Genomic DNA, 15,641 nt, shown 5'->3' with positions numbered 1-15,641 from the left:
TACATGATGGAACTAGACGACTTTAAAGAACTTTGGAATAAAGATACAGGGCAGGATCCTCCTGAAATTTCTTTGGATACACAGCATCAGATACGCTCTCCGTTACAGATGCTGAAAATAAATATGGAAACCGAGTTTTGGCTGATGCTCGTTACGCTGCCAATGCTTTTAATCAGTTTTCCGTTCGCTTCTCGGGATTTTAATATTAAGATGATATCAACCTTTGTTACCATACTGACATTGGCTTTCATTATCTATTTTTATTCCAGGTTTCTGAAGCTTTATAAGCTGCTCAAACAAAATAGTATCAATACAAATTATGACCTGTTTAATCTTAAAACCCAGCTTTTAGTCTCAAAAGAAATTTATATTTCGTACTATATTTCCTATATCCCGCTCGCTCTTCTTTTGTGTCTTATCAAGATTAATTTTCATTTTGACAAGGAATATAACCTTGCTATTTTCGGAATCAGCTTCCTGATTACACTGTTTCTGGTCTATTTTGTCATAAAATACTGGATTTATTATATGTACGGAAGATATATTGATGATGTGGTAGAGTTGGTAGATGAACTTAACGGTATTGAAGTACACCAGCCATCGAAAAGGAAACAGACATGGTTTGAACGTTCACAGAAATTTTTTATGAATAAAATGGGTATCAAAGGACATATTATGAATACCATTATTTGGTTCGTTTCAATGTATATTTTTATCATTTTATTTTTGACACTCGTTTTATTGATTGTTATAATAGCCGGTGCCAAACTTCACTTTCTTGATATAGGATCCTTGCTAAAAGCCCTGAATAAACTGAACTAGAAACTTAATTTTAGGAGAGAAGAACCTGACAGATACCTGTCAGGTTTTTTTGCGAAAAAATGTAACATTTCTTATTTAATTCTACTAACTGTGAAAAAATACTAAATAATATGAGAAAAAAGACTACTATTACTAAGGTTTTAATCTTGTCATTGGCAATTTCGATTGTATCAATGTCGCTGGGTAATGCTCAAAACAGAGATCATACAGACATTTCAGTGAAAAGCCTTCCTAGAATTTCAATTTCACCAGGAATGGGAATTTTTAATGCAGATTTTAACGGGCAGAATATTTCATTAAAATTCCTGCAGGAACATTTGAGTGACTGGTTGGGAACAAATGACGATCATTCTTATAAACTTGTTAAAGAAAATAAAGATGATGTGGGAATCAGACATCTTGTGTATGAACATTACTATAAAAAAATAAAAGTAATGGATGACATGATTTTGATTCATGAGAAAGATGGAAAAATTACCCATGTAAATGGTGAAATTATTACTGATATCCCTTCTTCAAGTGGTCAAAAGAAACTTAATTCGCAAAAAATCAAATCGATTATCATTGCTGATCTTAATCCACAGGGAAAAATAAAGATTTCTGATGCTGAATTAGTTATTACTAAGGTAAATAAAGCTAGAAAGACAGCTGTATTTTATACTTCTAAAATAGATGCGCTTTCTTTTAAACCCTTAAAGGCGTATACCTATTATATAGATAATGCTACTGGAGCAGTTGTTAAGAAAAATTCAAGGGTTCACGATACAGATACCCCTTCTACAAGTGCAACATATTACAAGGGAAACCAGTCTGTCACTGTTGACTCTTATAACGGGCAATTCCGGTTGAAGGATAATGTCCGAAATATCCATACTATGAATGGAACTAATCTGGATATAGATACAATAAGTGGAGGGATCATTAATGTGGGCGAGTATATGAATCCTGTGGCTGATTATACGGCAGACGATACAAAACCACCGGTAGAAGTACATTGGGGAATGAAGAATGCCTATGATTACTATATGACAAAGCATAACAGAAACAGTTATGATGGAAATGGGGCAAAAATAGACAACTATTATAACTTTGATTTTGGGGGTCTTCAAGGAGGAGCAAATGCGGCTGCTTTAGATACTCCTTTATACGGAGGAATAGTATGTATGTTGTATGGTAATGGAAAAATTTTGGGAGGTATGCTAACGTTAATGAATCCTGTTGTGGGCTTAGACGTTGCCGGGCATGAATATTCCCACCTGATTATCGGAAGAAACGGACTGGGAGGGTTAAATTATGAAGCAGAATCAGGGGCTATTAATGAATCTATTGCAGATATGCTGGGAACGGCCATCGAGTTTTATTCCGGTGCTAGTCCGAATTGGACAATAGGTGAGGGAATTCCTACAGCAAACATTCTTACTCCCAACCCAAGTCCTTATATGAGAAACATGTCTGATCCGAATAATGTAAACCCAGGTCCTCAGCCCGATACTTATCTGGGAGTAAATTGGGTGAATACAGCTGATACAAGTGATTCAAACGATTATGGTGGAGTTCATACAAACAGTGGAGTTGGAAATTATTGGTTTTACCTGCTGTCACAAGGCGGTTCAGGAACTAATGATATTGGAAATGCCTATAATGTATCCGGAATTACAATTGAAAAAGCAGAGAAAATTATCTATAGAGCTCTAATGAATTATATGACCCCTAATACAACATATCTGGATGCCTATAACGCAACAAAGCAGGCTGTGGCAGATCTGTATGGTGCCGAAAGTAATGAGCAGCAGCAGAATGTAAGTGCGTGGTATGCCGTAGGGATAGGGACTGGTGTATTATCAACTACGGAATCCACACGCAAAGAGAACGATCAGTTGACAATATATCCAAACCCGGTTAAAGATGGTGTATTTACCATTGACAATAACAATAATAATGCTTTTGTTGAAATATTCGATGCTGCAGGAAGATTGATTAAACCTGCACAGAAATTACATAACGGAGCGAATACGATTTACATTAAAAATACTCAAAAAGGCATCTACATTCTAAAAATTACCTCCAATAGAACGGTTATTTCTACCAAGAAAATAATTGTTGAATAGGATTTTCAATACATCGATTCCGAATACAATGTTATTTTGAGAACTTAGTAAAAAAACACAATAAAGAGCCTGGCAGTATTTCTATGATCTTTTTCCTGACGCCGGTTCTTTTGGTGATTATTTTATTAATAGGTTACCTTACATCAGGCCCTGGAAACATTAAATTAAATATATCGTAATAATAATATCTGAAAAATAAAAAACCGAAAGAGAGTATTCTTTCGGTTTTTTCTATAAATAGATGTAACATTTTTATTTTTTTTCTACTAACTGAGAATAATATGAATTTAGTTTTTAATTAATAGGTAAAAACAACATATGAAATTATTTCAGACAACTATCCTGAGAAAATAGTTATTACACACCACTTAAAAAACACAATGAAGAGCCTGGCAGTATTTTTTCTGCCGGGTTTTTTGCTTTCTTAGCAGGAATTGGGTGTGGTAGTTTGTTCTCTGAAAATACTTTAATTGATTCAATTTTTATTTTCTTTTTCTTTTGCAATTTCATTCCTGATCCAATCCAGTTGCGGATCTTTTTTATCGATAATATCCTGCATACTTTCTTTAATGACAACATCAGGTACAACTCCTTTTTTTGAATCCGAGAAATTGATATTAGGTTGCACAAGAACCAACCCGATAGGGAATTTTATTTCAGAATTGGGAAGCTTCTGATAGGAGTAGAACCCTGCTACTGTTCCGTCATTGGCACCTCCGGTTTCTTCCCCTACCAGAATAGCTCTTTTATCATTTTTAAGTTTTGCTGTAATAATAGACGATGCAGAAAAACTTCCACCATTGATGAGTACAAAGACTTTACCCTGAAATGCTTCTTTATTGGGTTTGGTAGGTTTATCTGCCTTCATCTTATAGAAAACCTTGCCATCTTTTTTATAAGTACTGAAAGCTTGCGCAAAGAAGTAACTCGGGTAGGCGATACTTTTAAAAGCAAACTCCAATGGACTGCTTTTCCTGAAATAATTGGTTCGCAAAGGAATATCTCTGGAAGTAATCTGAGATGGCTTTATTAAAGTGAAAGGCTTATTGGCCAGATAGGAATAAAGATTATTGATTTCGTAGAGAGAACCTCCATAGTTGTTTCGCACATCTATGATCAGATAATCTGATTTCGCATCCTTAATCTTTGAAAATGTTTTTTTATAAAACTCGTCCGAATACTCGCGCGAAAAACTTTTTACTTTGATGTAAGCGATGGTACTGTCTTTATCAAGAAACTTAAAACTACGGTTATAAGAATTGCTGGAGGCTACATAATCATTCATCTTCTTCTCCGGAGTCCTTTTCTTCATTTCCTTATCCTTTTCAAGATCAGTATCGGATTTTATTTCTCTTCGTAAAGTGATGGTTTTCTTTTCACCTTTGTATAGAGTTTCCAGAATTGCTTTATCAGACAATCCGTGTTCTGCTGTATAATAATTAAAGAAAAGGTCTTTTAAAAAATAAGGCTGGAAAGTTGTATTGTATCCATCGCTGCTGATGAGGTTTCTGTATTTTTTAATATAATCTGAAACAGGAATATTGTTAATGGATAAAATCTCAGTTCCGGGCTGAATATTTTCAATAGAATCACGGTTTTGAATAATGTACATCCTGTCATCTGCAACATAATATTCAAAGCGGCTGAAAAGGCCTGTTTTATGTTCTAATGTTTTAATTTCTTTTTTAGTAAACCTTTTTCTGGGAATTCTCAAAGAAAGATGTCCTTCACGGATACCTGCAATCACAGGTTGTAGCTTAAAATAAAACTCAAGAGGAGTAAGAGGTTGATTGATGGTCTGCTTAATGCTGTCAAATTTACGGTCCAATTCCTTCTTGGGAATATACCAATACAGTTGAGGATGCATTTGCCTCAATTTTGAATAAGCATAGTCTATATCTTCTTTAAGTTGCTCCGGAGGAATGCAGGAAGCCCGCTGTTCATTATGTTTTTTGATAGATGCACATGACGAAAGCATTACAAGAAGGAATATTACCGAACAATTTTTCAATGTACTTTGAGTTTTTTTAAGCTGCTAAAATAATGAGTTTAAAGTTAATCACCACTTAAATGAGTGATAAATTTTCTGAAAAACGTAATAAATTTAGTTAAAAACTTGAAGATAAATTCTTGTTATTTTTATTTAAAAGCAAAAGTCAATACATTTGATGTTTATTTATGATAAGATGGTTTATTGGATTATAACAACGATTGTTGTTCTTGCTGCTACTTTTTGTATAGTGATCAACATGAGGGTTTTTGGAGCGGTTCCGAAGGGGCAAAGATTAAAACGGATCAGACAGTCGAAGCTTTACAGAGACAAAAAATTTCAGAATATCAGCCATACCCCTTCTATTGCCGAAGGATATAAAATGTCAAAAGTTACCTATGATTTCTTTTTCGGTAAAAAACATCCCTTGTTAAAACCCCTGAAAAACATTCCTTCAATACAAACCGATATAAAAAATATAGATAAGAATGATGATGTGTTTATCTGGCTGGGGCATTCATCATATTATTTGCAGACCGATGGTGTTTCATTCCTTATTGATCCTGTTCTCAGTTCTTACGGTTCTCCATTTAAATTTTTTAATAAAGCATTTAAAGGTTCGGATATTTTTAAACCTGAAGATATTCCGGCTTTGGATTACCTGGTGATCACTCATGACCATTTTGACCATCTGGATTACCCAACTGTACATTCTGTTAGAGACCGCACCGCAAATGCAATTGTTCCGCTGGGAGTAGGAGCACACCTTGAAAGATGGGGATATAAAGAATCTCAGCTTATTGAGGAAGAGTGGGGCGTTTCCGCTGAATTAAAGAATAAGATAAAAATTACATTTACTCCTGCAAGACATTTTTCAGGCAGAAGATTAAAACAAAATGACACCCTATGGACATCCTATGTACTGGAAACTCCGACAAAAAAAATATTCCTGGGTGGTGACAGCGGATATGATTCACACTTTAAAATGATCGGCGAACAGTATGGTCCCTTTGACTATGCAATTCTTGAGAACGGACAGTACGGAGAGGCCTGGAGATACATTCATACACTACCTGAAGATGTTGTCCAGGCAAGTATAGATCTTAATGCAAAAACAATCCTGCCGGTTCACTCGTCAAAATTTGCACTGGCACTGCACCCATGGAATGAGCCGCTACAAAAAATTACCGGTTTAGGAAAAGAAAAAGGTCTGCATATCCTTACTCCGATGATCGGAGAGGTTGTTTATCTTAATCAATCTGATCAGCAGTTTAAAGTCTGGTGGGAAGAATGATCAGGCATGCCAGATGTCTTTGTACCGTCTGGGATGATTTTCAAACTGTTGTCTCACAAAATCACATTCCGGATCTACAAGCAAATCTTTTTCTTCCGCATAACGCACCAGCTCATCCAACAATAATTTGGCATACCCTTTTCCTTCATGTTCCTCATCAAGCTTTGTATAGTACACAATCAGCAGCCTTCCGTCAACCTCTATGGACATGTAACCTGCTTTTTCCCCATCAATAAGTAACTGCAATTCGTCCTGATATGGAGATACTTTAAATTTTATATTTTCCATAATTATTGAGATTTGGTTGATTAAAAAATAGTTTTCAAAGTTTTGATGAAAACATTCTTCCTTTTAAAATTACAAATTTTAATGATATGAAATAATACTTTTTAGCAATCTTAACGAATTTTATAAGAATAAAGGCTAAAGGGTTGAAATCATTTAATCATCGTTTCCTGCTGTCAGCTTTATCTTGCTGCTTCAATCTCAAAGGCTGTTTAGTAAAATAAAGGAAGCATAATACCCGCTTTAGAAATGATTAAAATCTATTAATTGTACAAAAAGATAGAAAATATTTTAAAGATAATCAATGGTTTATAACTTTATTTAACAAATATTGGCAATTCATAATAATAATTGGCACTCTAATTGTGCATGTCATGATGTTTAATTAAAAAAAGTGGAGTAAAATGAAAAAGTTGTTATTAACCGCATTTTTGATCGGGACCTTTAGCTTAAGCTATGCCCAGTTAGATTATTATAATGAATACCGACGAAGTATATCAGACGTTAACTGGCAGACCGTTGTTGCAGATCTTTTGCTTTCTGCGACACAGGCCAATCAGATTAATGCCTTAAACAACAGATACCGTGATTATGATACATGGAACAGGGTATATGTAGTGGAGCCCGGACGATGGAGAAATGACAGATACTCAGAATTGGAAAGAATTCTCGGAAGGGAAAAATATATGCAATTCAAGAAAAGATATTACAGAGGCCAAAACCCTGTTATTGTATATAATGTAAGCAAAAACGATTATAAAAAATACCGCAAACAACAGGAAAAGTATTATAAAAATCAGCAGAAATATTATAAAAAGCAAAACAAGCATCATGGTCACGGCCGTGATGGAGATTGGGATTAAACCATTATCAACTATATATATTCAATTTTTAAGCGACCTGCACATACTGCAGGTCGCTTTTTTATGATGGAAATGGTAAAGACTGATTGGGCAAAACCATATTATCAAAGCTTCATCAAAGAGATGTGTCAATTGTACTTTAGCTCCCAATATACAAGGCTAAAATGTTTTTCTTTGCGTTGACAATACCTCATTATTCTGTAATAATTGGTGAATAAATAAAACATAAGTTCTCAGTGCATTTTCCGAATATTTTTTAAATATATACATGATTAGTAAATTAGTTTGTTTGAATTTTATAATTTTGATTTATGGAATCAAACGAATCATTAAAAGGTTTTTATACCCGTAACGCCGTCAACCTGGGACCTCAGTGTCTTGGGCCTCATAGCATGGGGCATTTTAATGTGTTTTCACGCGAGTATTGTTCACCATTGACGCCGTACAGCAGGAGAGATTATTATAAAATTTCACTCATCATAGGAAGAGGGAAACTTCATTATGCTGATAAATGGATTTATGTGGATCGTCCTGCGTTATTGTTTTCAAATCCTGTCATTCCTTATTCCTGGGAGGCTGAAGATGACGATCAAAAAGGGTGGTTCTGCCTTTTTACGGAACAGTTTTTACAGAATGGAAATCGGCTGGGGAACCTTCAGGATTCTCCTCTTTTTAAAATTGGAGGCACTCCGGTTTTTTTGTGGAAGAAGAGCAGCAGAAGATTCTTTCTGATATTTATACCAAAATGATGGCAGAGATCAGTTCAGATTACGTCCACAAATATGATATGCTCAGAGCGTATCTTTACCTGATGATTCATGAAACAATAAGGATGCATCCGGCAGAAAGTTTTGAACCTTACCAGAATGCTTCCCAAAGAGTGGCTTCTTTGTTTATGGAGCTGCTGGAGAGACAATTTCCGATCGACAGCCCCGAAGCTTTTCTGAAATTAAAGACTCCGAATGACTATGCACAGACTCTTTCAATTCATGTCAATTCCTTAAACAGATCTGTCAAAGAGATTACCGGTAAAACGACAAGTCAGCAGATTACTGCTAGGATTATTCAGGAAGCCCATGCTTTACTCAGACATACCGACTGGAATGTCGCCGAAATTGCTTACGGTCTTGGATTTGAAGAACCCGCCTACTTTACGAATTATTTTAAAAAACAAACCGGAACTACCCCCAATGCAGTAAGAAACAGCCTTGTTTGAATTTTATAATTCTTAGTTTGAATTCTATATCATACATAATGTTGTCTTGTTATAATTTTGTCATATAAAATCAAATCAATATTCATTATGAAATTTAGAAAATTAGGAAACACGGGAGAGCAGTTATCTGCTATAGGTTTAGGATGTATGGGAATGAGTTTTGCTTATGGCCCTGCAGATGAAAAGGAGAGTATAAATACCTTACACAAGGCATTGGATCTGGGAGTCAATTTTTGGGATACGGCAGATATGTATGCTAATGGAGAGAATGAAAAACTGATTTCTAAAGTTTTGGTTCCCAACCGGGATAAAATTTTTATAGCGACCAAATTCGGTTTCAGATTTAAAGATGGAAAAGCAAGTCATAGCGGAGCACCCGGAACTTATTTTGACGGTTCCCCTGAATGGATCAGACAGGCTGTAGATCTGAGCCTTCAACGGTTAAAGATTGATACCATTGATCTGTATTACGCTCATAGAGTAGACCCTAACGTTCCAGTAGAAGAAACTGTGGGGGCAATGGCAGAACTTGTTAAGGCCGGAAAAGTAAAATATATCGGATTATCCGAAGCTTCTGCAGAATCTCTTAGAAAAGCTAATAAAATTCATCCTATTGCTGCTTTACAGTCAGAATATTCTATCCTTACCCAAGATATCGAAAAGGAAATTTTGCCAACCGTCAGAGAACTGGGGATTTCATTAGTTCCTTATTCCCCATTGGCCAGAGGGCTTTTTGCTAATATTACCGAAGTTCAGAATCTTGGTGATGATGATTTCAGAAAATCATTACCCCGTTATCAGCAGGAATATCTCGATAATAATACAAAGCTGGCCAAAGAAATCAATGAGTTTGCAGCCTCTAAAGGGATAAAAGGAACGCAACTCGCTTTAGCTTGGGTTCTCAATCAGGGGGAAGATATTATTCCTATTCCGGGAACCAAACGTATCAAATATCTTGAGGAAAATATTGCAGCCGTTAATGTAGACCTTTCTCAATCAGATCTGGATACCATTGATGCTATTCTGAAAAAATACCCGAATGTAGGCGAAAGATATAATGAAGGATCAATGAAATTAGTAAACAACTAAAGACTATATCATCAACCGGGCTCCCGAAATTATCCGTGAGCTCGGTTTTTAATTATAAAATAACCATTTGATTATGAACAGAAGAGAACTGTTAAAAAATAGTCTGCTGGCGGGAACATTAAGTGTCATCCCGTTTTCCCGTGTATGGGCAGAAACAAAAATACCGGAAATAAAAGAAGAAAATGATCTTTCAGGAGTTAAGAAAATCAGACTTGGCGAACTTGATCTTTTTGTCCTTACAGACGGATACATCCATGAAACCGATATCAAATCATTTGCCCCCAGAGGAAATGTATCACAACTGAAAACCATTCTTAAAGAAAACTTCAGATCTGATGATTATATTGATATGGCAGTAAATATCTTGCTGGTTAAAACCAAAAATAAGCTGGTTCTTTTTGATACAGGGATGGGTATTTTCGCAGATGAAAGAACAGGGTTCTTATTGAAAAGCCTTGAGAAAGCCGGTTTTTTCCCAAAAGATATCACGGATGTTTTTATTTCTCATGCCCATCCGGACCATATCGGTGGAGTGGTGGATAAGCAGAATCGTCTTGTTTTTCCCAATGCCAATGTTTTTATCTCAAAAACAGATTATGATTTCTGGATGAAAGCTTCATTGAAAGATTTTAACAATAGCGCTCTGAAGGCACATCCTGAACTTCTGAATCAGATTCTGCCTGCTCTTCAGAATGTATTGAAAGCTATTCAGCCTAAACTAAGATTTTATGATTTAAATAATACATTATATGATCATTTCAGTTTTCAGCTGGCTCCGGGACATACTCCTGGGTTAACACTCACTACTATTTCTTCAGGTAATGAAAAACTCATGTATATCGCAGACCTGGTTCACTCAGATGTTATCCTGTTCCCTCATCCTGACTGGGGGTTCTCCGGTGATACAGATTTGGATATTGCCACTGCGTCAAGGATAAAATTTCTTACCCAATTGGCAGATACCAGAGCCAGAGCCTTTTCCTCTCACTTACCCTGGCCGGGATTAGGCTTCACAAAGAAGAAAGAATCCGCTTTTGAATGGATTCCGGAAAGCTTTATGAATTAATAATAAAACAGTATGAAAACACCAATAAAAGCGGAATTTAGTCCGCTTTTATTCTAAGGTAACGTCATCCGGCTTTAGCCAAAACCTATTTAATAATAAGTAATTGCTAATTTCAAACCTTTCACTATACCTCTCCAAAAATTAATTCTGCTGTATACAATTTTTTAAACATTAAATATGTTAATGATAAGACAGAAAATGCAATCACAGCATCAATGGTAGCTGCAAAACCTAGAACTGCAAATTTGGAGAAGAACGCAAAAATAATATCGAAGAACATTCCTGCAAACACCCATTCTTTTACTCTTAATAATCTGTTGGGTAGAAGGAGAACCAGAACACCGGCAATTTTAAAGATTCCCAGGATATAAATAAAATGCGGAGGATAACCCAATTGTCGGGTAATATCCCATACGACAGGATTTTTTGTCAGCTCGAAGAAACCGCTTGCCCCAAACCATAATGACATAAAAATAGCGCCTGACCAGTAGATGACTTTTGTTGTTTTTGTTTTCATTTGTAATAGATAAAGTGTTGTAATGGACTGTTGAATAAAAATTAATTGAATTGAGTTTGTGCCGATCCGAAAATTTTTCCTGTTTTGGGATTCTGGATAAAAGCTATCACTTCCCATTGCGCAGGTGTGAAACCTTCAGGAAGTTTAAACGTCGTATTCCCCTGATTTTGCCTGTTTAAAGAAATGGAATTTTGCTGATGAACGATCTGCCAGTGATGTAGATGGCGGCCTTCATTTTCACCTTTTCCCACCTGGGTGGAGGATTGTTTTTCCACTAAATTAATTAGAAGTACATTGGCAGGATCTGATGATAGCGTTGAGTAATGAACAGTAGCTTGCTGTCCTGAAACTGTAGCGTTAAGGCCAATTTCCGTGTTTTTTAACGAAAATAGAGCTTTTTCAATGGCGGATTGTATCGCATTGCTATCAGAACCTACAAATTCAGTCTGGCCGTTGACAACCAGTTGAGGGGTATAAGTCTGTGACCTTAAAATCCTGCTGTACTGCTGCTGTCTTTGCGAGTTTCCTGCATTACTGAATCTGTCTTTCCATCCAAGGCGGTTCCAGTAATCCACGTGATAGGAGAGGATGTAGACCGGTTGTTTGCTGTATTCTTTTTCAATTTTTCCCATCAGATCATCGGCCGGAGGGCAGCTTGAACAACCTTCTGAAGTAAACAGCTCAAGAACCGCAAAACCACGGGCTCCCGAAGCGGGATCAGAATCTTTTTGAACAGTATTTTCTGTATGGGCAAATGCAAATGCTGCAAATAATAATGAGGTGAAAGTACCTGCTGTGATTAAGTTTTTTAGGATCATGTCTTTCTAATTTTGATTCAAAAGTAGATACTCTGCACAGCCAAAAGAATAGAAAAAGGGTTCAACCGGACAAATAAAAGGTTGAACCCTGAAAATATAAGTTATAAAAATTGATCACCGCAAGTTGCTCAATTCCTTCCCTGAAATATTTCTCATTGTAAAATTTATACAATCAATTATCAATTATCAATTATCAATTATCAATTATCAATTATTTCACCTATCGCGCCTCCAGCCACGTAAAGAAACTATGCGTTTTCTCTTTATTGATCAACAGTTTTTCAGGTGTTTCTATAACGAGTTTCACAAGGATTTTACGTTGGAAATAATGTTCCATTTCCTTGATGGCTTTAAAATTAACAAGATACTGCCTGTTGACTCTGAAGAATTGTTTATCCGAGACCTGTTCTGCAATCTGTCCCAACGGTTGGGTAAGTTGAAACTGCTCTTTCGCAAAAGTAACCAGATGCGTTATTTCATTATGAATATAGAAATAGGCTATGCTCTCTGTAGGAATCGTCGAATATTTTTGATTTTTAAAAACAAGAAAATTACTCTTACCTTCCGGTTGATTGATTTTTTGAAGCAATGATTCCAGATCGGGAAGTTCATTCTTTTGAAAGAATTTTTTGAGCTCATCAACCTTTTTTAAAGCTTCGGCGATGTCTTCACGTGAAAAAGGTTTTAATACATAATCGACCCCTTTACTTTTGAAAGCATCCAGCATATACTGATCAAATGCGGTACAGAAAACTACCGGGCAGGTGATCTCAATTGCTTTAAAAATTTCAAATGAAAGTCCGTCGGAAAGATGGATATCCATAAAAATAAGATCAGGCTTCATGTCCTTTGATAAAGCATCAATACTGGCTTCGATACTGTCGTAGACTCCCAGGATCCGGGAGTCGGGCCTTAAGTCTAAGACTAAATTCTGGAGAGATTTTGCTGCTCGGAATTCGTCCTCAATGATGATGATATTCATGAATTAATGGGAGTTTTATCTGGAAAATTTTTTCGTCTGAATGAATACTGATATCCTGTTCCAATAAATGTTTGTAGCGCATTGTAATATTGTCAAGTCCCACTCCTAAGGAATCTTCAACGGCCATTTTTCGCTGAATGGGATTTTCGACAATAAGAACATCGTCGGTATTGTATATTTTGATGTGCAAAGGTTTACTTTGAGAAACTACATTGTGTTTGATGCAGTTTTCAACCAGAAGCTGAAGTGTAAATGGCGGTACAAGCGTACAATCTGTTTTTGAATCCAGTTCGTTGGTGAAAGTAATTCCATCTCCAAAACGGGCTTTTTGCAGAAAAAGATAGGAATCTACAATCTTCATTTCTTCGCGGACGCTGATGAGATCCAGCTTTCTGCTCTCAAGAGTAAAACGATAAAAGTCTGAAAGTTTGACAATAAAATCAACGGTTTCCGTGTCATTGGTTTCTGCCATCAGTTTTAAGGTATTCAGGCTGTTGAAAAGAAAATGTGGGTTGATCTGCTGTTTCAGAAGTTCATATTGGGCGCCCAGATTGTCGCTTTTTACTTTTTCCAGTTCCAACTGTACCTGCTGTCCGGTGTAATTGTTTTGCAGTAAGGTTAAAAACATATAACACACAAGGTTAATCAGGATTCCCCGTACTTCTACCATCAGCATTACAGGTCCGAAATTGATATGAGAAAGAATCAGTTGCTGAATCCATGCCAGCCCAAACATAATTACCATTCCGAAAGCGAGGATAATCATCAGTTTTGAATACGAGATGTGCTGGTTGCGTTTGCCGGCTGTTTTATTCAGCATGTAAATATTGAGATACCACATGATGACAGAAAATACTGCAGTGAGTACGGAATTCACAATGGCTTCTTTCCAGTTGAACTCATGGGAGGCAAGTTGAGGTACTGATGATAAGATTCCTAGGAAAACAGAACTTATCCAGATAACTGCCTGTGATATTTTTATTTTTTGTTGTTGTATCAAAATTGTTGATTTGAAGAAGTTAAATTAATGTTTTTATTGAAATAATAAATAAAATATTATGATAAATAGAAAATATTTTATTCCCGATATCAGCCTGTTTAAAGCTATTTTTGTTTGTGTTCTGACTCCTTTGCAGAAATATGACCTCAGAGCTCCTTGGAGTTATGGTCTTTTGACTGGGCGATAACTCATAAAATACTGAATCCGCTCTGTCTGGGCCTGAACCGCTTTATTGCCCTGATTATTTTTAACATCATAGGAAATATTTCCTTGCTGGTCTGTAAGAACCGTTTCCACACTGAGCAATTCTCCGTTTATTGTTCCTCCAAAATACTGGGGATTGTCATGATAACGCCAGATAACCAGTTTCATCACGCTTCCGGGTTCCGGTTTCATCTCTTCTTTTGAAAGAGATTCCAACGCTGCCTGATTTCCATAAAGAGCAGACATTGTCCCTTTCTTTGGATTCATAGAGGTGGAAATAAATTTCAGATTTCCCGGATCAAAAACAACTCTTGCCAAGCCATTATCATTAGGATATTCTTTGTCGCAGGACACCAGTGAGATGCAACTTGCGAAAAGGATGAATAAGATACTTTTCATTTTTTCTGTATGTTTTGAATTAATCTTTGGGTATTTACTTTCATAGGAACGTCAAACAGATAGCCTGTCTTCTCTGCCAGTTGCCGGTGGCATGCAATGCACGATTCTCTGGCAAATGCTGCGGACTTTCCTGTCGGATGGAGATCATTTCCTGAAAACTTGGCAAATCCCCAGCCTTCGGTATCGGTATATTTTTTTGAATCTTTAACCATAAACTGGGCATTAATAAATTCTCCGGCCCTGATTTCCCCATCCGGAAGTTCCTGTTGTTTCCATACTGATTTGACGACAATACTTCCGTCCGGCCATGGGTGAAAGTTTTCTGTTTCAACAGCCTTTGCAGCAATGTCATTACCATAAATAACCCGGATCGAGTTGTCGAAGAATGTACTCATGCTGATGACTTTCCAGTTTTTAAAATCATCTGTATATTCAACACCATTGGGAGAAACCGGAAATTTGGAGTGGGAAGTTGCAGGTATAGTTGCGATGGCTTCTGCCACTGTATTTTTTGGTTTTGCTGATGGAGTACCCGCTAATGACAGCGTGTATTTTTTGATCACTGCAACATCCTTAGCTGTTATGTTGGAAGACGGATGAAGAACCGTGTATTCATGAAGGGGCATTTTACCACTTTGCATCATATTTAAAATCGCGTACATTTTTCCTTTGTGATCAGCCGGAGAGAGTTTGTCCCATTCCGAAAAGTTAAGAACTTCCCTTGCTCTGTGAACATCCTTGTTCACTGCCCACGAAATAGGAGCGAGCCGGTCATACCAACTCAAATCCTGCTGATTGGAATGACAGTTGAAACATGATTTTTCAAGAATGGAAATAACTTCCTTGGGAGCTTCTATTTTTCCGGTAACAGGTTTGCCTTCGAGAGGCCTGCTGAAGAGCTGCAGCCCTCCGAAACCCCCTAATATAGCCAGAAAGACTATGGCGATCGGGTTTCTTTTTTTCTTTGCAGTATTCATAATGAGTTTTA

At 36.6% G+C, this 15,641-nt stretch carries 14 protein-coding genes and 1 pseudogene; 7 read left to right on the top strand and 8 right to left on the bottom strand.

The annotated features are described in order from the left end of the window. The first annotated feature begins 6 nt into the window (after window positions 1-6). Complete coding sequence (locus H3Z85_21620; GenBank protein QPQ53977.1) at window positions 7-822, top strand: hypothetical protein; 816 nt, start codon at window positions 7-9, stop codon at window positions 820-822. A gap of 110 nt (window positions 823-932) precedes the next feature. Next, a complete protein-coding gene (locus H3Z85_21615; protein QPQ51775.1) occupies window positions 933-2,930 on the top strand; it encodes a M4 family metallopeptidase in 1,998 nt (665 codons plus the stop codon). A gap of 475 nt (window positions 2,931-3,405) precedes the next feature. Here H3Z85_21615 and H3Z85_21610 read toward each other — a convergent pair whose 3' ends face one another. Further along, entirely contained in the window at window positions 3,406-4,941 is a 1,536-nt protein-coding gene (locus tag H3Z85_21610; GenBank protein ID QPQ51774.1) for a S41 family peptidase, read from the bottom strand. Between the two features lie 175 nt (window positions 4,942-5,116). Here H3Z85_21610 and H3Z85_21605 point away from each other — a divergent pair, with 175 nt between their 5' ends. After that, entirely contained in the window at window positions 5,117-6,214 is a 1,098-nt protein-coding gene (locus H3Z85_21605; GenBank protein QPQ53976.1) for an MBL fold metallo-hydrolase, read from the top strand. Here H3Z85_21605 and H3Z85_21600 read toward each other — a convergent pair whose 3' ends face one another. Further along, entirely contained in the window at window positions 6,215-6,502 is a 288-nt protein-coding gene (locus tag H3Z85_21600; GenBank protein QPQ51773.1) for an N-acetyltransferase, read from the bottom strand. A gap of 401 nt (window positions 6,503-6,903) precedes the next feature. Between H3Z85_21600 and H3Z85_21595 the strand changes: the two genes are divergently transcribed. The 4 genes and pseudogenes from H3Z85_21595 (at window position 6,904) to H3Z85_21580 (ending at window position 10,733) form a co-directional block, all read left to right on the top strand. Beyond that, window positions 6,904-7,362: a hypothetical protein gene (locus H3Z85_21595; protein ID QPQ51772.1), complete on the top strand. Its 459-nt coding sequence runs from the start codon at window positions 6,904-6,906 to the stop codon at window positions 7,360-7,362. 311 nt (window positions 7,363-7,673) lie between these two features. Further along, window positions 7,674-8,578, top strand: a pseudogene (locus H3Z85_21590) (helix-turn-helix transcriptional regulator). Between the two features lie 87 nt (window positions 8,579-8,665). Next, window positions 8,666-9,667 carry an aldo/keto reductase gene (locus tag H3Z85_21585; GenBank protein QPQ51771.1) on the top strand — a complete coding sequence of 334 codons (1,002 nt, stop codon included), beginning with the start codon at window positions 8,666-8,668 and terminating at the stop codon, window positions 9,665-9,667. Between the two features lie 73 nt (window positions 9,668-9,740). Beyond that, entirely contained in the window at window positions 9,741-10,733 is a 993-nt protein-coding gene (locus H3Z85_21580; GenBank protein ID QPQ51770.1) for an MBL fold metallo-hydrolase, read from the top strand. Between the two features lie 124 nt (window positions 10,734-10,857). Here H3Z85_21580 and H3Z85_21575 read toward each other — a convergent pair whose 3' ends face one another. From H3Z85_21575 to H3Z85_21550, 6 genes are all read right to left on the bottom strand, one after another. Beyond that, window positions 10,858-11,250, bottom strand: a complete 393-nt coding sequence (locus H3Z85_21575) for a DoxX family protein (GenBank protein ID QPQ51769.1) — start codon at window positions 11,248-11,250, stop codon at window positions 10,858-10,860. 41 nt (window positions 11,251-11,291) lie between these two features. Beyond that, window positions 11,292-12,068 (bottom strand): DUF1223 domain-containing protein, encoded by a 777-nt coding sequence (locus H3Z85_21570; protein ID QPQ51768.1) that lies wholly within the window; start codon window positions 12,066-12,068, stop codon window positions 11,292-11,294. A 220-nt stretch (window positions 12,069-12,288) separates the two neighbouring features. Beyond that, window positions 12,289-13,050, bottom strand: a complete 762-nt coding sequence (locus tag H3Z85_21565) for a response regulator transcription factor (GenBank protein QPQ51767.1) — start codon at window positions 13,048-13,050, stop codon at window positions 12,289-12,291. Then, window positions 13,031-14,047 carry a sensor histidine kinase gene (locus H3Z85_21560; protein ID QPQ53975.1) on the bottom strand — a complete coding sequence of 339 codons (1,017 nt, stop codon included), beginning with the start codon at window positions 14,045-14,047 and terminating at the stop codon, window positions 13,031-13,033. Before H3Z85_21560 ends, H3Z85_21565 begins: the two co-directional genes overlap by 20 nt. A gap of 165 nt (window positions 14,048-14,212) precedes the next feature. Continuing rightward, window positions 14,213-14,653 carry a hypothetical protein gene (locus H3Z85_21555; GenBank protein ID QPQ51766.1) on the bottom strand — a complete coding sequence of 147 codons (441 nt, stop codon included), beginning with the start codon at window positions 14,651-14,653 and terminating at the stop codon, window positions 14,213-14,215. After that, on the bottom strand, window positions 14,650-15,630 hold the full coding sequence (locus tag H3Z85_21550; protein ID QPQ51765.1) for a heme-binding domain-containing protein: 981 nt from the start codon (window positions 15,628-15,630) through the stop codon (window positions 14,650-14,652). The genes H3Z85_21555 and H3Z85_21550 overlap by 4 nt, the downstream gene beginning before the upstream one ends. Window positions 15,631-15,641: the final 11 nt, after the last annotated feature.

This window comes from Chryseobacterium indologenes (assembly GCA_016025055.1).
GTDB classification, from domain to species: domain Bacteria; phylum Bacteroidota; class Bacteroidia; order Flavobacteriales; family Weeksellaceae; genus Chryseobacterium; species Chryseobacterium indologenes.
The sequence above is the reverse complement of the archived record's forward strand: the minus strand, read 5'-3'. Positions and strand labels throughout refer to the sequence as shown.